This is a genomic window from Nonomuraea endophytica (genome assembly GCF_014203235.1).
Classification (GTDB): Bacteria; Actinomycetota; Actinomycetes; order Streptosporangiales; family Streptosporangiaceae; genus Nonomuraea; species Nonomuraea endophytica.
Genome location: NZ_JACHIN010000001.1, coordinates 1288713 through 1306733, shown reverse-complemented (window position 1 = coordinate 1306733; position 18021 = coordinate 1288713). Strand labels below are relative to the sequence as shown.

The following is an 18021-nucleotide window of genomic DNA, read 5'->3' as shown; positions in this document are numbered from 1 at the left end:
CATGCCGGTGGCAGTTTGTTCGTCACCGGGTGTCTACACCTTCCCCCGGGGTTGCGTATTTTGCTCTCATCTGGGGTGTCCGGTGCCTGCCGTACCGGATCTCGTGTGAGGCTATGCGCGTGGGGTTTCCGAGTGCTGAGCGGCGCAGAGCGCTCGCCGCGGCCGCGTTGGGCCGGGAGGCGGGCGTGCCGGGCCCGGATCCCGGAGACGGCGCGCCGTTAACCGCCGTGGCCGGCGAGATCCTCGACGTGAGCCCGCATCTGATCATCATCGAGACCGTGGACGGCGAGGAAGAGCGGCTGGTCATCGCGCCGTGGGCGACGGCGTGGCGGGGCGGCGACGTGGCGCCGGCCGATCTGCCCGTGGGCGGCCGGGTCATCCTGCGCGCGCTGCGCGACGGCCGGGTCGTCGAGCGGATCTGGGGTGATGTGACCCGGATGACCGGCACCATCGTCTCCATCGACGGTCGTAGGGACCTGTCCGTCGAGCTCGACTGCGGCGCCCACCGCGGCCGTCGCACCATCGTCATCCCGTATCGCACCACCGGGCGGTTGCGGGTACGGCATCCGCAGTTCGAGCCCGGCTACCTCTTCGACGCCATCGGCATCAGGGACGAGGGCGAGACCCGCGCCCTGCTGCCCGCCACCTCGCAGCCCGCCTACCCGGCCAGGTCCGTGCCGTCGCCGCCGCCGGCCTACGCCGGGCAGCAACCGCGCATCTCGGGCACCGCGACCTGGGCCGACGCCTTCGACGAGGACGAGCGGGGCGCGGCCTATCCCATGCTGGAGCGTTCCGACGCCGGATGCCCGGACGCGGCGGTGTCCTGCGTCGGCCTGCCGTACCTGGCGATCGGATCGTTGTTGCAGGTCAAGAACCTGTGCACGACGCGTAGCGCGAACGTGCCGATCGTGGCGTGCGGCTGCCTGGCCGGCCGCTTCTGCGACCGGTGCGTGGAGTGCGGCACCTCCCCGCGGGGGCGGATCACCGAGCTGTCGCCCTCGTCCTTCGTGGAACTGGGGGGCGAACTGACCAAGGGCTGCTTCAATGCCCAGATCGGATTGGGGTGACCGCACATGCTCGAATCACAGCTGCCGGTGCTGATCGTCCTCCTCGTCATGGGTACGGTCGCCAAACTCGCCACGGTGTACACCGGCGGCGAACCTGGCGCCCTCAGCCGCCTCGGCCCCGCCGTGCTGGTCCCCGAGAGGCTGCAGTCTTCCGCGCTGGTGTGCTGCGCGGTCGGTGAGCTGGTGCTGGTGGCCGGCCTGCTGCTGACCACGCACCCGCTGTTCCGCTGGGGAACGGTGCTCTTCTTCGCGCTGTCCACCTATGTGCTCATGGAGCTGCGCCGGCGCCGCCCCGACGCGGGCTGCGGCTGCTTCGGCGAGGTCAGTTCGGCGCCGGTGGGCCTCCGGTCGATCGGGCGCACGCTCGTGCTGACCGGGATGGCGTTGATGTCGGTATGGGCGCCGGTGCCGGGCTGGATGGCCTTCGTGAACCCTTCGTGGTTCATCCTCGCCGGCGTGGCGGTGCTGGCCGTGCTCTCGCCCGAGATCGAGGAGGCGGTCGACCGGATCCGGTATCGGGCGCCGTGCGAGCAGCGTCCGGCGCCACCTGAGGGCCACACGCTCGCGCGGCTGCGCGCCTCCGGTGCCTGGCGTGCCCACCGAGACGGGCTCGTGGTGGCGGAGCCGTACGACAGCTGGCGTGAGCTTTGCTGGCGCTTCTTCGCCTTCCAGAACCAGGCGGGTGACGACGTGGTCTTCGCCGTCTACCTCAGCGGACGCCGACCGGCCGTGCGCATGGCAGTGGTCAGCACGGACTCCATGCCGGAATATACGCCAGTCTCGGCCTGACGCTAGACCGCCCTATAAAGCGGTAGGACGGCATGACGATTTGGCTCTATTGGGTTGTCTAGCTTCCCCACTAGACAACCCAATAGAGGACTAGGAGTGCCGGTTAGATCGGTTGTGCACGTAGGAACCTCCCGAAATGCGGCACTGTGAACGCGATCTGACCGCGTTCGGCGCTGTAGATGAGACCCTTCTTGATCAAACTGTCGCGGGCCGGTGAGAGGCTGGACGGCTTGCGGCCCAGGGCGTCGGCCACGTCGGAGGTGGCCACCGGCTCGTCGCCGATCTGGGCCATCGCATGCATGTAGTCGCGCTCGGCCGGCGTCGCCCGCTCGTAGCGGCTGCCGAAGAAGCCCACCGCGAGTTCCTCCTCGGCCTCCGGCGCCGCGACCTTGACGTCGTCGGCGGTGATCGGGCTGCGCGGCGCGAGGTCCCACGCCACCTTGCCGTAGGCCTGCACGAAGTACGGGTAGCCGTCGGCCGCCTCGTAGAGCGCGTCGAGCGCGTCCTGGGTGAACTCCACCTCTTCCTCCCGGGCCGGGAGGATCAGCGCCAGATCGGCGGCGTCACGGTCGAGCTTGTCGATGCGGGCATAACGGAAAAGCCGCTCGGAGTAGCTCTTGCTGGCCGACAGGACGCTCGGCAGGTGCGGCAGCCCGGCGCCGACCACGATCAGCGGCCCGCCGGTCTGCGACAGCTCGTGACAGGCGGCGCACAGGGCGGAGATGTCGGCGGCCTGCACGTCCTGCATCTCGTCGATGAACAGCGCGACGCCGACGCCGAGGTCGGTGGCGACGCTGGCCGCGTCGACGAACAGCTCGGTGAGGTCGATCTCCAGGTCACCGGAGTCGGCCCGGCCGCGGCTGGCCGGCACCTCGATGCCGGGCGACCAGTGGGAGGTGCCCTTGGCGGCGGCCGGGTCGCGCATCGCGAACGCCTTGAGCACGCCGAGGAACTCCTCGATGCGCTCGGGCGCGCGGTGGCGCGGGGCCAGCTCGCGGATCGCCATGTGCAGGGCGGCGGAGACGGGGCGGCGGATCGACTGGTCGGGCCTGGCCTCGATCTTGCCGGTGCCCCACAGCCGCTGCATCGCCATGGACTTGAAGGTGTTGAGCAGGACGGTCTTGCCCACGCCGCGCAGGCCGGTGACGACCATGCTGCGCTCGGGGCGGCCGCGGGCCACTCGCTCCAGCACCACCTCGAACTGCTGCAGCTCTCGATCACGGCCGGCCAGCTCTGGGGGACGCTGTCCGGCACCGGGGGCGTAGGGATTGCGCACGGGGTCCACGCTCTCGGACTTTATTGCCGGGTATAGCGGTCGTCGTAGATTTGGGAAGAAACAGCTACGGCGTGTCTGGACGAGCATGGCACCCCCTCTCACCTGGCCGAACCCGTGTTCGATTCGATACCCAGAACTGTAGCGCGCACTCGAACACCTGCGCGATGCTTTCGAGTAAAGATCTTCGCAACACCACCCCCGACGCAAGGAAGTACTCACCCGCGAGCTAGCAAGTGGTTGAACTTGGCAGCCACGCCGACCGCCCAATAGCGTTCCGACCCATGCGGACCTTCGCGAACCTTCAGGAGCTCAAGGCGAGCGCCGGCGAGACCTTCGGCCCGACCGAGTGGCGCACCGTCACCCAGGAGCAGGTCAACCTCTTCGCCGACGCCACCGACGACCACCAGTGGATCCACGTCGACGTCGAGCGGGCCGAGCAGAGCCCGTTCGGCGGCACGATCGCCCACGGCTACCTCAGCCTGTCGCTGCTGCCGTCGTTCCTGGAGGAGCTGGTCGAGGTCCAGAGCATCGCGATGGCGGTCAACTTCGGCCTGAACAAGGTCCGCTTCCCCAAGCCCATCCCGGTCGGCTCGCGCGTGCGCGCCACGGCCGAGCTGGCCGCGGTCAAGGGCAGCCCCGCCGGCCAGCTCACCACGCTGAACGTCACGATCGAGGTCGAGGGCGAGCGCCGCCCGGCCTGCACCGCGGAAGTGCTCTTCCTGTACGTCCCCGAATAGCCGTGCAACAGAAGCGCGCGTCCGCCGCTCCTTGGATACGTGGACCACACAGCTGATTTCGACGAGTTCGTCCGAGCGAGGGGGGACGCCCTCCTCCGGTACGGCTATGTGCTGTCCGGAAACTCGGAGGACGCGGCGGATCTTGTCCAGGAGGCACTGGCGCGCCTGGGTGACGCCTGGCATCGCGTGCAGAACAAACAGAACCCCGAGGGGTACGTTCGCACGACGATGACCAGGCTGCACATCAGCGCCTGGCGTCGGCGGCACCGGGAGGACCTTGTCGCCGACGTACCGGAAGAGGGCAGGTCCGACAGGTACGGCGACGCCGACCTGTGGGCCGAGCTCCAGGAGCTGCCGCGCAAACAACGAGCCGTGCTCGTGTTGCGCTACTACGAGGACCTCGCCGACGCCGAGATCGCCGAGATCATGGGCGTCTCGCGGGGGACCGTACGCAGCCAGGCGGCCCGCGCCCTGGACAAGCTCCGCATCAAGCGAGTGCTTCAGGAGGCGCGATGAGAAGCGAAGAAGACCTGGTGCGGACGCTCCGAGCGGCCGCCGACCAGGCCAAACCCCTACCGGGCGGACTGACGGAAGCGGTGGCCGCCCGCCGCCGAGGGCACAAGAAGGGGCAATGGGCGCGGATGGCGCTGGCCGCCGCGGCGGTCGTCGTCCTCGTCGGGGGTACGGCTTTCGCCCTGTCCAGCGGGGGCGGACAGGCCGGACCGGCGACCCAGATCACCACGACCAGCACAACGAGCCCGATCGAACACGTCACCGTCGTCTGGCCGGAGGCGATCGCCAAGGTCCCGCGCGTAGCGTCCAACGGGTGGAAATACCGCCCGGTCGCCACGATCAGCCCGACGGAGATCCTGCTGGCCGCGGACAAGTCATTCGAAAAGGCCGGCCGCGTGGTCGTCTACGACATGACGACCAAGACCACACGCGAACTGGGCGAGGTACCCGAACCCAGGCGCGGATACTTCGTCCAGGAATGGGGGTCCAACGACCAGCAGATCGTCTGGTACGGCGAAACGCCCAACAACAAGGACGTCTGGGCCGACATCTGGGTCATGCCGCGGGCCGGCGGCGAGCCCCGCCGGCTCACGGAACTGACCGGCGACCAGGCGCGGATCGAAGTCCTGAGCGTCACCGCTGACCACGTCGTCTGGTCGGTACGCGCCGGCGGCGTCTACCGCATCCCGCTGACCGGAGGCGAACCGGAGAAGATCCAGGGCACCGACGACCTCCACCTGAACGCCTGGCCATGGGCGTACGCCTTCGGCCCCGGCCCGCAGGGCAAACGCAACCAGACCCGGCTGGTCAACCTGGAGACCGGCAACTCCATCGACATCTCCGTGGACAAGGGTGACGAAGGCGTCCTCTGCAACGAGCACAAGTGCATCGGCACCCGGGACGACCGCATGTTCTCGCAGGGGCCCCAAGGCGACTCGCGGAAGCTTCTCCCCAAGGGGATGGCCATGCACACGCCCGAGGAGCGGCTACAGGACGACGTTCTCAGCGTCGTGGGCGGCGGCTCGAATGGGCAGCAGGCCTACGACCTCAGGAGCGACCGGCTGGTCTCCTTCGGCAAGGAAGGGCTCGGCTACTGGACCCTGCCCGGCCTCCTCGCCTGGGACGACGACGCCGAGGGCGTCCAGAAGTGCGAGAACGACTCGTGCACGACCGAGGAGAAGGGCGGCGGCAAGGAGTTGACCGTCGTCAACCTGAAGGCCATCCGCAGGTGACGCTGAGGCGCGTCCCTGACGCGCCTCAGCCACCCTCCGAGTAGTAGATCGCCGCCTGTACGCGGCTGCGCAGCCCCAGCTTGTTGAGCACCCGGCTGACATGGGTCTTCGTGGTCGCCTCTGCCATGTCGAGCTCCTTGGCGATCTCGGCGTTGGACAGACCGCGCGCCACGCAGGCCAGCACCTCCCGCTCGCGTGGCGTCAGGGTCTCCAGTTCCTGGGGCTCCCGCCGTTCCGGCTGCTGGGCGAACGCCGAGATCAACCTGCGCGTCACCGACGGCGAGATCAGCCCGTCACCCTTCGCGACCAGCCGCACCGCGGCCACCAGCGCGTCGGCGTCGGTGTTCTTCAGCAGGAACCCCACCGCGCCCGCCCGCAACGCCCCGAAGACATACTCGTCGAGATCGAACGTGGTCAGGATCAGCACGTCACTGACCCCGGCCAGCTCGCGGGCCGCCGAGATCCCGTCCATCCGCGGCATGCGCACGTCCATCAGCACCACGTCCGGCCGCAACTCCCGCGCCATCGCCACGGCCTCGACGCCGTCGGCCGCCTGACCGACCACCTCGATGTCGTCGGTGCCGCCGAGTATCAGCACGATCCCCGCCCGGACCGCCGCGTGATCGTCGGCCACCAGCACCCTGATGCCGCTGCTCATCCACTCTCCTCAATCGTGGGCAGTCTGACCTGTACGCGCCATCCGTCGGCACGCGGACCCGCCTCGATCTCCCCGCCCACCAGCGCGGCACGCTCGGACATCCCCACCACCCCCGCCCCGGCACCGGGCAGCCGCGCCTTCCGCCCGTTGACCGGATTGTCCACGGTCAGCACCACGTGCTTCACTTCATAGACAACGCGCACGGAAGCCGGCGGATCGCCATGCTTGAGCGCGTTCGTCAAAGCTTCCTGAAGAATCCGATAGCCCGCCAGATCCACCGAAGCAGGCAACTCCCGAGGCTCCCCGACGACCTCCAGCTCGGCCGGCATGCCCGCCTGCCGCGACCGCTCGACCAGGCTCTCCGCGTCGGCCAGCCGCAACCGCATCGCCTCGGTCTCCTCCCCTTCCTGCCGGAGGAGGCCGATCATGGTGCGCATCTCGTCCAGCCCCTTCACGCTGTTTTCCCGGATCGACTCCATGATCGTGCGGATCGTCTCCGCGTCGAGATCGCGCCGCGACAACGCCGCCGTGGACTGGATCGCGATGGCGCTGAAGTGGTTGGCGATCATGTCGTGCAGCTCGCGCGCCATCCGGTTGCGCTCGGCCGAGATCGCCGCCTGCCGATCCAGCTCGACCAGCCGCGCCACCTCTTCGGCCCTGGCCCGCTCGGCGGCGGCCAGATCCCGCTGCTGCCGCAGCACCATGGCCGTCGTCACCGGGATGACCAGCAGCAGCCCAAGCTGGATGGAGATCACCACCAGCTGCCAGAGGTTGTCGACGAAGAACCCCGCCCCCAGCCCGGCGGTGATGGCGATGCTCGCCGTGATCCCCAGCAGCCAGCGCGCCAGCCGCGCCGGCCCATAAAGCGCCGCCGAATACAGATTGTCGGTGAACACCAGCACGGTCCCCAGCGAAGGCCCGACCGCGATGTCGATCCCCACCCCCACCAGCCCGAGCACCAGCGACCAGATCGGCGCGTGCGTCCGCACCACCACCCCGGCACACACGAACGCCAACGGAATGAACAGCAGCCACGTGGGACCCCGCTGGACGTGCGCACCACCCGCGATCAGCGCCGCGCCCATGGCGAACGCCAGGACCGCCCCAAGTGCCGCACGCTTCATTGCCCTATCTCATCACTCTCCGTCGCCCCTTCCCTCCTTCGCCCGGCCAACCTGTGGATACACACTTCGATGTATCCACAGGGCCGAATCGACCATCCGGTTCTGGGCACCCCACGGGGTCCGCTATGCTTTCTTACGAAGCGAGCGGCCGTAGCTCAATGGATAGAGCATCTGACTACGGATCAGAAGGTTGGGGTTTCGAGTACCTCCGGCCGCACCACAGCTCAAAGGCCCTCCGGGATCATCCCAGAGGGCCTTTTTCCATCTTGTACAGCTACTGGGGTCCGCAGGCTGTCGTTGATGTCCATGGGCATGGAGATCTGGCTGTGGCGGAAGATCTGCATCGCCACGCGAGGGTGCACCCGAGGGCGGCCAGGAGTGACGCGCGGGTGTCGTGGACGTGGATGCGCGGGACGTCTGTCCGGTGAACATCTCAGCCTCAGCGATCCGGCAACGCTGCGAGCGGTACTAGCCACCACCGTGCGTAAGCGGCCCGCCGGGGTCTATGACGGCGTGCCCACAACCCTCCACGAGGGGAGCATCACCTTCGCCCAGCTTCACAAAGTGAACCCGGGCATGCGCATCGGCTACCGCAACGTCCCGCCCACCGGCAAATACGCCTCCTGGAAGGTGTCCTGGCGGTTGTGGATCGGCCGTGACCAACTCGTCCGCAGGGCGTCGAGCTCCTGGCGCGAGCCGAACGACAGCCCCGGCAGGACCGCCAACGACGAGCCGTACTTCACCTTCACTAAGGACCTCCAGCTGTCACGCTGGGGGATGAAGGTGAACATCCAACCACCACCCGCAGATGAGACGGTGGCGTCGAAGGACCTGCTCAACTGACTCGGCCTGCGCCGGCCGCGCCGGCGGTCAGGTGCGGCGGCGGGGGGTTCTTCGGGGGTATGACTTGGCGGTCTCGGCCAGGCGGGTGGCGTGTTCGGCCTGTTTGCGCCAGTGGCCGTAGGCGTCGCCGCGCTGGGCCAGGCGGTCGAGTTCGGTCATGGTCGAGATGGGGATGAAGGCGGGCTCGGCGTCGCGCCATGGGGTGCCGGGCAGGGGCATGAAGGTGTGGGTGTGGATGCGGGCGCCCATTCCGGCCAGGTCGGTGGCCAGCTTCAGGGAGTCGGACTGGTCGGCCGCCGACTCGCCGGGCATGCCGAAGATGAAGTCGACGTTGGGGCGGAAGCCGTACTCCATGGCGATGCGCACCGCGGCGCGCACGGGCTCCACGCCGTGGCCGCGGCCGGAGGCGTCGAGGACGCGGTCGGAGCCCGACTGGGCGCCGATGATGATGTTGTCGTTGGCCACGTACCGCTTCAGCAGGCGCATCGACTCCGGCGTCACGTGCTCGGGGCGGATCTCGGAGGGGAAGCTGCCGAAGAAGACGCGGCCTTGGGCGGGCAGTTCGGAGTGGACGCCGTCTAGGAGCTCTTCGATCCGGTCAAGGTCGGGGTTCGGGCCTTGCGTGCCGTACGAGAGAGAGGTGGGGGTGATAAAGCGCACGTCCTTCAGGCCGTGCGCGGTCATCAGCCGGACGTGCTCGCGCACCGACTCTACGGAACGGTGGCGGAACTGCGCGCCGAACATGAACGGCGTCTGGCAGAACCGGCAGGTGTAGCGGCAGCCGCGGGTGATCTCGATGGGGCCGAAGTTGCGGCGCCGGTCGGGGAAGGACGGGTAGGCGTCCAGGGGGAGTTGCGGGGCCGGGCGGGTGCGCAGGGCCACGCCGTCGTGGTCGCGCAGGGCCAGGCCGGGTACCTCGCGCAGCGGCGTGTCCGCGCGCAGCGCCGCCACCATCGCCACGATCGTGGACTCGCCCTCGCCGATCGCGGCCAGGTCCCAGCCGGCGTCGATGACCTGCTGGGGTTCGGCGGTGGCGTGGACGCCTCCGGCGATGTGAAGGGCGCGCGGGTCGTCGGCCAGCTCGCGCACGACCGCGAGCTCGGCGGCCATCGCCTCGGCGTCGGGGGAGTAGAACGACCACAGCACCAGCACCCGCTCGCCGCCGCTCGCGGCGATCAGCGCCGCCGTCTCCGCCGCGGTCGCGCCGAAGTGGATCTCGCACTCCGCGCCCGCGCGCTCCAGCGCGGCCAGCAGCGCGTGCACGCCGTAGGTCACCGCTTTGCGGTAACGCACAACCACGCTCACTCGGTACGGCATGCGGCCAGGCTAGTCGTTTGACCCTCACGTAGCGTGAGGCCGCAGACTTCTGCCATGAGCTACTCCGTCGGCCAGGTCGCGAGGCTCGCCGGTGTCACCGTGCGCGCCCTCCACCACTACGACGAGATCGGGCTGCTCAGCCCGGGTGAGCGGACGGCGGCGGGGTACCGCAGGTACACGGAGTCCGACCTGGACCGCCTGCAGCGGGTGCTGTTCTACCGCGAGCTCGGGTTCCCCCTGGAAGAGATCGCGGTCATCCTCGACCGGCCGGACGCGAGCGCGATGACGCACCTGCGGCGCCAGCACGAACTGCTCGTGCGCCGCATCGACCGGCTCACGAACCTGACCGCGGCCATCGAGAAGGAGATGGAGGCACGGACGATGGGCATCAACCTGACGCCCGAGGAGCGTTTCGAGGTGTTCGGGGACTTTCGCCCCGAGGACCACGCCGAGGAGGCGGAGCAGCGCTGGGGCGGCGGCGCCGCCTTCGAGCAGTCCCGCGAGCGCATGGCGAACATGACGAAGGCCGACTGGGTGAGGTTCACCGAGGAGGGCGGGGCCGTGGCTCGGGCGCTGGCCGAGGCGTACACGTCGGGCGCGCCCGCCGACGGGCCTCGCGCCATGGACCTGGCCGAGGAGCACCGGCAGCACATCAGCCGCTGGTGCTACGACTGCACCTTCGAGATCCACCGCGGGCTCGGCGACATGTACGTGGCCGACCCCCGGTTCGCGGCCAACTACGAGCCGCTGGCCGAGGGTCTGACCGAGTACGTCAGGGACGCCATCCACGCGAACGCGGCGCGGCACGACTCCTAGGAGCGGCCGGAACTCTTGCCTGACCTGTGACAACGGCTGCTCTCTCAAGGCGGCGGGGGACCTGGGCCGCTGACTACCTTGTCGCGGCGGCGGAGTTTTGTCGTATCCAGGCGACATTGTTCGTAGCCAGGATGAGAGGCCGCTGCCACGACCGGAGGAGATCCGACCATGCCGCACCCACAGGTCAAGATCCACCGCATGTTCGAGCTCGTCGAGCCGATCGCCACCGTCACCTTCTCCGAGGCGCCCAACGAGGCGTTCCTGGCCGTCGGCATGCGCAACTACTGGGACGGGTATTTCGCGGGCCGGGCCGCGCCGCTGGGGACGGCACCGGCCGAGGTGGTGCACGCGGTCTTCTACAACTTCGCCGACGGTGAGGTGGCGCGCCACATCCCCTGGGTGTGGGGGAAGATCACCCCGCGGGAGGCGATCGCCGTACGCGAGCGGGGCAGCGCCACCGCCCTGCGGCAGATGCTCGGGGAGCTCGCCGCCTCCCCCACTCTGGTGCGGGCCGCCGACCTCGCCACCCGCGCGGCGGTCAGCGCGCCGAGCGAGGGCCGAGTGCTGTACGCCGGGCTGCGCGCGCTCGACGTGCCCGAGGAGCCGGTCGCCAGGCTCTGGCACGCGGCGACGCTGCTGCGCGAGCACCGCGGTGACGGCCACAACGCCGCCCTCCTCGCCCACGGCATCGGCGGCACCGAGTCCCACGTCCTCTTGGCCCTGTCCATGGGGATGAGGGCGGAGGAGTTCGGCCGGATCCACCACCTGCCCAAGACGCGCCTGGCCGCCGTCGTCGACGGGCTGCGCGGCCGCGGCCTCGTGAACGCCGCCGGCGGGCTCACCCACGCCGGCCGGGAGACCAGGCAGCGGATCGAGTCCCTCACCGATGAGCTGGCAATCCCGGCGTACGACGTGCTCAGCGCGGACGAACTCGACGAGCTGATCGCGGGGCTCGACCCGATCGCCGCCGCGGTACGGGCCGCCGGCGACTGAACGGCCCGTCACGGGGTTGAACTCAGATGCCGACTCCTTCCTGCCGCTGTTCCCGTGCCGGACAACGTGATGATCCCCGAACCGTAACCGAGACCGGAATTGGCGGCAGGCGAGGGAACCGCATCGGCCCCGGGCACCCCCAGCAGCTCGGCGAACCGGTCACGGGCCGTCGGTGCCCTGGACCGGGGGGGTCCTGCGCTGAACGGCTGGTATCTGGTGCTCAGGCGCCGCGGGCCGATGAGAGGGTGAGGCGGGCGGCGGTCAGGGCCCGCTGCAGCGAGGGGTGGGTGTGGAACAGCCGGTCGGTGCCGGTGATCTGCAGGAGGCGGCTGACGCGGGCGTGCGGGGCGGCCAGGTGCAGGCGGCCGCCGTGTTCGTGCTCGCGGTGGTGCAGGCCGATGAGCAGGTGCAGGCCGGTGCTGTCCATGAAGGTCAGCGCGGCCAGGTCCAGCACCAGCGGCAGCGCCCACTCCGGGTGCTGTCCTTCGATATAGGTGCCGAGGTCGGCGGCGTTGGTGGCGTCGAGTTCCCCGGCCACGCCAACCAGCGTGAGCCCGTCGAAGGGGCGGCAGGTCAATAGAAGGGTGGGCATGACGCCCTCGTCTCCAGCCGGAACCCCGGCGGCCGCGGGCGACAGAATCTCGGCCGTGCCTCCTGCCGCCGAGGTGTTCGCAGGCGGCGGGAGCTCCCGCTACGACCGACACTACGCCAGAAGTGCATTACAGGAAAGACACTTCCTTAAACGAGGGGGACGTCACCCAACCGGTACTGTCCGTCACGACGGGCAGTGGGGAGGGTGCGAGCCCTGACCTGCCGGAATCTGCGGTATCCGGTGAAAGGTCGGCTCGGCCAGGGGTCACTCGATGACGTCGTCAACCCAGGGCAGCAAGAACGAGACCCCCGCACCGCTATGTGCTACGTCAGCTCGGGCCAGAGACCATCGCCAAGGTCACCGGGCACCTCGCGCCGCCGTACAGACTGAACACGCAGCTCAACCCTGAACGGCGGCTGGTGCGAGCCCGCGGTGACGATGCCACGAGGGCATGGCTCCGGAAGCGCGCATCCTGCTTGGGCTCAGCAGAAAGAACGTCGCACGTGCGGTCGGGCCTGGCGGCAGTTGGGCGTTCAGGATGGCGGGGGTCAGTCGCCGGTGGCGATGACACCGGCCTTTTCGATCATCAGGACGGCGCTGCGGACCGGGACGACGGGACGGTGCAGCATTCCCGCCGGAACGGTGAACGCTTGCCGCGGGCCGAGTTCGACGGTGTCGGTGTGCTCCAGTTCGATATGGAACAGTCCGTCCAGGACGAAGAAGAACTCATCCTGTTCATCGTGCTTGTGCCAGTGGAACTCGCCCTGCATGACACCCAGCCGGACCAGCACGTCTCCCACCTGGATGAGGGTCTGGTTGTACCAGGGGTCGTCGGTTTGGTCGATCAACGCTTGGACGTCCATGGTCTGCAGGGTGGTGAACAGGGGCTGGTAGTGAATGGCGTAGTCGCTCTGTGACATGGATTTCCTCCTGGCGGAAGGCTCTCGAAGCTGCACAGCGGTGATGGGGGCGAGGCGAGGGGCGGCCAGGCGTTGGTAGTCGTCGGTGGCCAGGGCGATCGAGCGGTCCAGCCGGGCGGCGTTGAAGAACAGCTCCGGTGCTCGCAGCAGTGCCGGATCGGCGATCACCTCCAGCCGGGGGTGGTAGCTGAAGGGCAGCACGGTGCCGCTGACGCTGCCGGCCAGTTCCTCGGCCTTGGCACGCTCGGCGAAGGCGGCGTAGCTGCCCTCCAGCAGGGTTTTGACCGCGTGTAGATCCAGGCGGGCATCTCCGGGCACCACGGCCAGCACGTACCTGGTCCGCTTCTTGCCGATCTTGACCATCACGATCAGGCACTTGGCGGCCTGCGCGACATCGTGTCCGCGCAGCGCGCTGACCACCTCGGTGCGGCCCTCGGGCGGGTGGTCGATCAGGCGGTAGCGCGCTCCAGCTGCTTCCAGATCGGCGATCAACCGCTCGTAGAGTCCTGCGTCCAGACTCTGGGGCGCGGCGACGGCGCCGCTCGACTCACCACTCACCGCTCAGCAACTCCTTCGCCTCGCCGATGCGGTCCTCATCGCGCTGGTAGAACACCCACTGTTTGATCTTCTTGCCGCGCACCAGCCCCGCCTGTGCGAGCACCTTGAGATGTTCACCGCAGGTCGGCTGGCTCACCCCCAGCTTCTGGGCGATGAACAACGAGCAGACCCCGTCGTCCACCAGATCGCCGTCACGCTGCGGCGGAAAATGGCGTTCCGGGTCGCGCAGCCACTCCAAGATCAGCAAACGCTTGTCGCTGGCCAGCGCCTTCACAAGATCCACGTCCAACACAAAGGCATTATGGCAATTAGCTAACTACCTGTCTAGAGCGACGGCCGTTGCTCGGCTGACGAACCATCCACCGTTGTCGGGTGGTGAGCGCCGAACTCATCCCCGAACGCCCGGAGTCGGGCACTGCAGCCGCTGTGGCCTGCGGCAACCCGAGTGCCGGGCCTTGTCGACGGGGTGGGGTTTCAGCGCGGTGCGGTGTCGGTGGGTGGTGGCAGGTGGCGTTGGAGGCCGGTCCAGCAGAAGTCGAGGAGACGGTCGACGAGTTCGTCGCGGGGGGTGTCGCGGTGCTCGTACCACCAGACCGCGAGGCCGTGCTGGGCCATCTTGAGCATCTGGGCGAACATCTCGATGGCGCGGTCGCCTTCGGGCCGCCCGTGCGCGGAGGGCGCGTGGGACTTCAGGAACGCCACGATCGCGTCGGTGGCCTGTTGGTGGATCCGGTCGTGGCAGGCGGCCACGGAGGGCTCGCCCGGGGGGTCGCGGAAGAGCATCCGCCAGGCGTAGGGATGTCGCTCGACGAAGGCGAAGAACGCGTCCGCGCCGGCGCGCACGCGCGGGGCGAGGCCGGCGGGCGCGGCGGCGACGGCGGCCTGGGTGGACTGAAGCAGCTCAGCGGCCTGCCCTTCCAGCAGGGCGACGTGCAGGTCCGCCTTGGACGGGAAGTGGTCGTAGATCACCGACGCGGCGATGCCGGCATCGGCGGCGATCTCGGCCATTGAGGCCGCGTGGTAGCCGCGCTGGGCGAACACCGCCATGGCTGCCTGCAGGATCCGGCGCCGCCGGTCCTCGGCGGACAGCCGGCGCCTCCTCGGGGCGGGCCGTTGGGTCGTCATCGACGCCAGCCTAGTTGACCGAATGGCCATTCGGTACGTAGCCTGCCCACTAACCGAATGAGCATTCGGTTGTACGGCGTGCCGTCGCGCCTGACCATATGGCCGACCTGCGGAATCAAACGAAGGCGATAGCGTTGATGACCACAGCCAAGACGCCCCCGACAGTGTCACCGGCCGCCAATCTCGTGGTGCGGGCCCTGCTGCGCTCGCCCCTGCACCGCGTCATGAGTGGCGCGACCATGATCCTGTCGCTGACCGGGCGCAAGACCGGCAGGGCCTACACCTTCCCGGTCCGCTACGAACGCCACGGCGACACGATCACGTGCTACACCGACAGCGCTTGGTGGAAGAACCTCCGCGGCGGAGCCCCGGTGACCATGCTGGTCAAACGCCGACGACTCCACGGGATCGCGGAGCCGGTCACCGACGAGCAGGCCGTCGCCGACAGCCTGCTGGGCTTCCTGCGACGCACGCCCCGCGACTCCAAGTACTACGGGGTGCGACGCGACCCCACCGGCCGACCGGACCCCCACAGCGTCGCGCGGGCGGCCGGGCGCACCGTGATGGTGACGATCCAGCTCACCAGCCCAGCCCCCTAGGGGGCCGGTAACAAGGGGCGAAATCCACCGGATACATCCCTGAGCTGTGGCAATTCGGCCGTCGCCGAGGAGGCGGTCGCCCTGGAACCTGCCGCCTGACCCCGAGGTACGGACGCGCCAACCTTACTTGCCTCACATGGCTGACTACTGAGAGTCCAAGGCAACCCGCCGCCGAATCGGACAACGTTCGCCCCATTGCGCCGCCCCACAACGTGATTTGCCGGTAACCCGGGCACGGGCAGTCAGCGGAACAGGCGGAAGAACCCGCGTACCTGCTCGACCAGCGACTCCGGCTGCTCCAGCGCGGCGAAGTGGCCGCCATGCGGCAGCTCCTCGAACCAGCGCAGGTCGGTGAACCGCAGCTCGGCCTCCCGCCTCGACGGGCGGGTTATGTCGCGCGGGTAGATCGACAGCCCGGATGGCGCGGTCACCTTGTCCCGGAAGTGGGCGAAGCTCTCCCAGTACAGGCGCGCCGACGACGTGGCCGACGCGGTGAACCAGTAGACCGAGATCTCGTCGAGGATCGTCTGCCGCGACAACGCGTCCTCGGGATGGCCGTCGTTGTCGGTCCACGCCCAGAACTTCTCGGCGATCCAGGCGGCCTGCCCCGCCGGGGAGTCGGTGAGGCCGTAGCCGAGCGTCTGCGGCCGGGTCGCCTGGATCGCCGAGTACCCCCGGCCGGTGCGCCGCATCTCCTTCTCGGCCTCGAGATTCGCCAGCTCCGCGGGCGTCGGGTCGTCGAACGTGCCCGCCGCGACGGATCCCAGGTTCAGGTGCACGCCGGCGACCCGCTCGGGCGCCTCCTCACCCAGCGCCGCGGACACCGCCGAACCCCAGTCACCGCCCTGCGCGCCGTACCGTTCGTAACCCAGCGAGACCATCAACGTGTCCCAGGCGCGCGCGGTGCGAGTGATGCCCCACCCGGTCGTCGACGGCTTGTCGCTCCAGCCGTACCCGGGCAACGACGGCGCGACCACGTGGAACGCGTCCGCCGGGTCACCGCCGTGCGCGCGCGGGTCGGTCAGCGGGCCGAGGACCTCCAGGAACTCGAGCACCGAACCCGGCCAGCCGTGCGTGAGCACGAGCGGGAACGCGTCCGGCTCCGGCGAGCGGACGTGCAGGAAGTGGATGCCCAGCCCGTCGATGGTGTCGCGGTACTGCGGGAACACGTTCAGCCGCTCGGCGAACCCGAAGTCGTAGTCCTCGGCCCAACTGCGGCACAGCTCCTGCGCATACGCCAGCGGCAAACCCTGTGACCAGTCGTCCACCGGCTCGCGCTCGGGCCACCGTGTCCGTCGCAGTCGTTCACGCAGGTCCGCGATCTCGGCTTCGGTGATGCTGACCTCGAACGGCTCGGCGGACATGGCAAGGCTCCCTACTGGTCAAGGCGTTATCGGATCAGATGCGGGTGGATCGTCATCGCGGGCTCCCTCGGGTGGCGTCGGGTTCGAGGCGGCGGTCGGCGGTAGGGCGCCGGGACAGGCTGAGGTCGAGTCCGGCCAGGGGAGTGCCGCGAGCGCGGGGCTGCGAGGCCGAGATCCAGGGTGGCCATGTCGATGGTGTCGTAGAGGTGCCCATCCGCGGGCGGCATCTAACCGAATCCCGGCCGCTGCTGTAGGCGCCGGGCATCCGGGCGCCGGTTCGGTCAGGGGGTGGGGGGCTGGTAGTCGCGTACGGGGAAGGTGTCGAACAGCCGCACTCCGCCGGAGTTGAGTGTGGCCAGCCACCGGGTCATGCCGCTGGGCAGGCGGGTGGCCAGTTCGGTGCCGTTCACCAGCAGTGACAGGCCCAGCCGGTTCGAGGGCAGCAGGGTCTTCGCCATCCCGCGCGCGAAGGCGCGGCTTCGCTGGACGAATTCTTCCAGCTCGCTCTGGTAGGCGGCGTACGCGCGAACGTGGTCGCCTGCGGCCTCGGCCAGCTGGCCGGCGAGCACGTACGCCGACAGCACCGCCAGGCTGGTGCTGGCGCCGATCGCTGGGCCGGGCGAGAGGCCGGCGTCGCCGACCAGGGCGACCCGCCCTCGCGACCAGGTGTCGAGCCGGACCTGGGTGATCGAGTCGAAGTAGAAGGACGGGGTCTGGTCCAGTTCGGCGAGCCAGCGCGGGACGTGGCCGGCGAAGTGTTCGCGCAGCAGGGTCTTCTGCCGGTCGGCGTCGCGGTGGTGGTAGTCGAGCGGACGCTCGGTGCGGAACAGGAACAGCACGCGGGCGTCCTGCAGGTGCGGCGCCGTGTACATCATCGCGGTCCTGCCGACGTCGAAGTGGGCGATGATGACGCCGTCGCGGGCCATGTCCCTGGGCACCGAGGCCACCGCGAGGTAGGCGCCGACCCAGTCGGTGAACCGCGACTCGGGGCCGAAGGCCAGGCGCCGGACGGTGGAGTGCAGCCCGTCGGCGCCGATCACGAGGTCGAACCGTCGTGGCCGGCCGTGTTCGAAGGTGACGTCGCCGCTTTCGGAGATGGAGGCGAGGGAGTCGGCGAAGACGTACTCCGTGGTGTCGCGGGTGGCGTCGTAGAAGATCTCGCTCAGGTCGTCGCGCATGATCTCGAGGTGCCGGTCGGAGACGGCCGTGAAGATCTTGGTGTTGTCGATCGAGGCGGGACGGCGGACGCCGGGGCGGTAGGCGAGCGTGCGTTCGGTGGTGATGGACCGTTGCCGGACGGCCGAGAGGAGGCCCATTCGCTCGACGATGTCCAGCGCCGGGCGCCACAGGTCGACGGAGTGACCGCCGGTCTTGCGCGGTTGCGGCGCGCGTTCCACCACGGTCACCTCGTGGCCAAAGCGGGTGAGCCAATAGGCCAGCACGGGACCGGCGATGCTCGCGCCGGAGATCAGGACTCGCATGGGTGCCTCCGTCAGGG

General features: G+C 69.2%; 19 protein-coding genes and 1 tRNA gene. 10 read left to right on the top strand and 10 right to left on the bottom strand.

Going from position 1 to position 18021, the window contains the following annotated elements; translation table 11 throughout:
- Positions 1–119 precede the first annotated feature (119 nt).
- Entirely contained in the window at positions 120–1067 is a 948-nt protein-coding gene (locus tag HNR40_RS06245) for a hypothetical protein (protein ID WP_184958956.1), read from the top strand.
- Between the two features lie 6 nt (positions 1068–1073).
- A complete protein-coding gene (locus tag HNR40_RS06240; RefSeq protein ID WP_184958955.1) occupies positions 1074–1856 on the top strand; it encodes a MauE/DoxX family redox-associated membrane protein in 783 nt (260 codons plus the stop codon).
- 103 nt (positions 1857–1959) lie between these two features.
- Here the strand turns inward: HNR40_RS06240 and HNR40_RS06235 are convergent, their stop codons facing one another.
- Entirely contained in the window at positions 1960–3141 is a 1182-nt protein-coding gene (locus HNR40_RS06235; protein ID WP_184958954.1) for an ATP-binding protein, read from the bottom strand.
- Between the two features lie 272 nt (positions 3142–3413).
- On the opposite strand from HNR40_RS06235, the gene HNR40_RS06230 reads away from it, so the two are divergent.
- The 3 genes from HNR40_RS06230 to HNR40_RS06220 are packed head-to-tail and all read left to right on the top strand — an operon-like array spanning position 3414 to position 5614.
- Positions 3414–3869: a MaoC family dehydratase gene (locus HNR40_RS06230; RefSeq protein ID WP_184958953.1), complete on the top strand. Its 456-nt coding sequence runs from the start codon at positions 3414–3416 to the stop codon at positions 3867–3869.
- A 39-nt stretch (positions 3870–3908) separates the two neighbouring features.
- A complete protein-coding gene (locus HNR40_RS06225) occupies positions 3909–4385 on the top strand; it encodes a SigE family RNA polymerase sigma factor (RefSeq protein ID WP_184958952.1) in 477 nt (158 codons plus the stop codon).
- Positions 4382–5614 carry a hypothetical protein gene (locus HNR40_RS06220; RefSeq protein ID WP_184958951.1) on the top strand — a complete coding sequence of 411 codons (1233 nt, stop codon included), beginning with the start codon at positions 4382–4384 and terminating at the stop codon, positions 5612–5614. The genes HNR40_RS06225 and HNR40_RS06220 overlap by 4 nt, the downstream gene beginning before the upstream one ends.
- Positions 5615–5639: 25 nt before the next feature.
- Here the strand turns inward: HNR40_RS06220 and HNR40_RS06215 are convergent, their stop codons facing one another.
- Both HNR40_RS06215 and HNR40_RS06210 read right to left on the bottom strand, forming a co-directional pair.
- The gene (locus HNR40_RS06215; protein WP_184958950.1) at positions 5640–6272 is read right to left on the bottom strand and encodes a response regulator; all 633 of its coding nucleotides are present in this window, start codon (positions 6270–6272) and stop codon (positions 5640–5642) included.
- Complete coding sequence (locus tag HNR40_RS06210; protein WP_184958948.1) at positions 6269–7357, bottom strand: sensor histidine kinase; 1089 nt, start codon at positions 7355–7357, stop codon at positions 6269–6271. The genes HNR40_RS06215 and HNR40_RS06210 overlap by 4 nt, the downstream gene beginning before the upstream one ends.
- Before the next feature lie 183 nt (positions 7358–7540).
- Between HNR40_RS06210 and HNR40_RS06205 the strand changes: the two genes are divergently transcribed.
- Positions 7541–7616, top strand: a tRNA-Arg gene (locus tag HNR40_RS06205).
- Positions 7617–7876: 260 nt separating this feature from the next.
- Positions 7877–8239 carry a hypothetical protein gene (locus tag HNR40_RS06200; protein WP_184958947.1) on the top strand — a complete coding sequence of 121 codons (363 nt, stop codon included), beginning with the start codon at positions 7877–7879 and terminating at the stop codon, positions 8237–8239.
- Positions 8240–8266: 27 nt separating this feature from the next.
- Here the strand turns inward: HNR40_RS06200 and HNR40_RS06195 are convergent, their stop codons facing one another.
- Positions 8267–9556, bottom strand: a complete 1290-nt coding sequence (locus HNR40_RS06195) for a TIGR04013 family B12-binding domain/radical SAM domain-containing protein (protein ID WP_184958946.1) — start codon at positions 9554–9556, stop codon at positions 8267–8269.
- Positions 9557–9610: 54 nt separating this feature from the next.
- On the opposite strand from HNR40_RS06195, the gene HNR40_RS06190 reads away from it, so the two are divergent.
- Together HNR40_RS06190 and HNR40_RS06185 are read left to right on the top strand one after the other, a co-directional pair.
- Positions 9611–10372: a MerR family transcriptional regulator gene (locus HNR40_RS06190; protein WP_184958945.1), complete on the top strand. Its 762-nt coding sequence runs from the start codon at positions 9611–9613 to the stop codon at positions 10370–10372.
- Between the two features lie 168 nt (positions 10373–10540).
- A complete protein-coding gene (locus HNR40_RS06185; protein ID WP_184958944.1) occupies positions 10541–11365 on the top strand; it encodes an SCO6745 family protein in 825 nt (274 codons plus the stop codon).
- Between the two features lie 220 nt (positions 11366–11585).
- On the opposite strand, the gene HNR40_RS06180 is transcribed toward HNR40_RS06185, so the two are convergent.
- The 4 genes from HNR40_RS06180 to HNR40_RS06160 form a co-directional block, all read right to left on the bottom strand.
- Entirely contained in the window at positions 11586–11957 is a 372-nt protein-coding gene (locus HNR40_RS06180; protein ID WP_184958943.1) for an STAS domain-containing protein, read from the bottom strand.
- 548 nt (positions 11958–12505) lie between these two features.
- Complete coding sequence (locus HNR40_RS53490; RefSeq protein ID WP_221339931.1) at positions 12506–13435, bottom strand: YbaK/EbsC family protein; 930 nt, start codon at positions 13433–13435, stop codon at positions 12506–12508.
- Positions 13425–13727, bottom strand: a complete 303-nt coding sequence (locus HNR40_RS06165; RefSeq protein WP_184958942.1) for an ArsR/SmtB family transcription factor — start codon at positions 13725–13727, stop codon at positions 13425–13427. Before HNR40_RS06165 ends, HNR40_RS53490 begins: the two co-directional genes overlap by 11 nt.
- Positions 13728–13909: 182 nt before the next feature.
- Positions 13910–14560: a TetR/AcrR family transcriptional regulator gene (locus HNR40_RS06160; RefSeq protein ID WP_184958941.1), complete on the bottom strand. Its 651-nt coding sequence runs from the start codon at positions 14558–14560 to the stop codon at positions 13910–13912.
- A gap of 137 nt (positions 14561–14697) precedes the next feature.
- Here HNR40_RS06160 and HNR40_RS06155 point away from each other — a divergent pair, with 137 nt between their 5' ends.
- Positions 14698–15159 (top strand): nitroreductase/quinone reductase family protein, encoded by a 462-nt coding sequence (locus tag HNR40_RS06155; protein WP_184958940.1) that lies wholly within the window; start codon positions 14698–14700, stop codon positions 15157–15159.
- A gap of 242 nt (positions 15160–15401) precedes the next feature.
- On the opposite strand, the gene HNR40_RS06150 is transcribed toward HNR40_RS06155, so the two are convergent.
- Both HNR40_RS06150 and HNR40_RS06145 read right to left on the bottom strand, forming a co-directional pair.
- Entirely contained in the window at positions 15402–16523 is a 1122-nt protein-coding gene (locus HNR40_RS06150) for an epoxide hydrolase family protein (protein ID WP_184958939.1), read from the bottom strand.
- A gap of 281 nt (positions 16524–16804) precedes the next feature.
- Complete coding sequence (locus tag HNR40_RS06145; protein WP_184958938.1) at positions 16805–18004, bottom strand: FAD-dependent monooxygenase; 1200 nt, start codon at positions 18002–18004, stop codon at positions 16805–16807.
- Positions 18005–18021 lie beyond the last annotated feature (17 nt).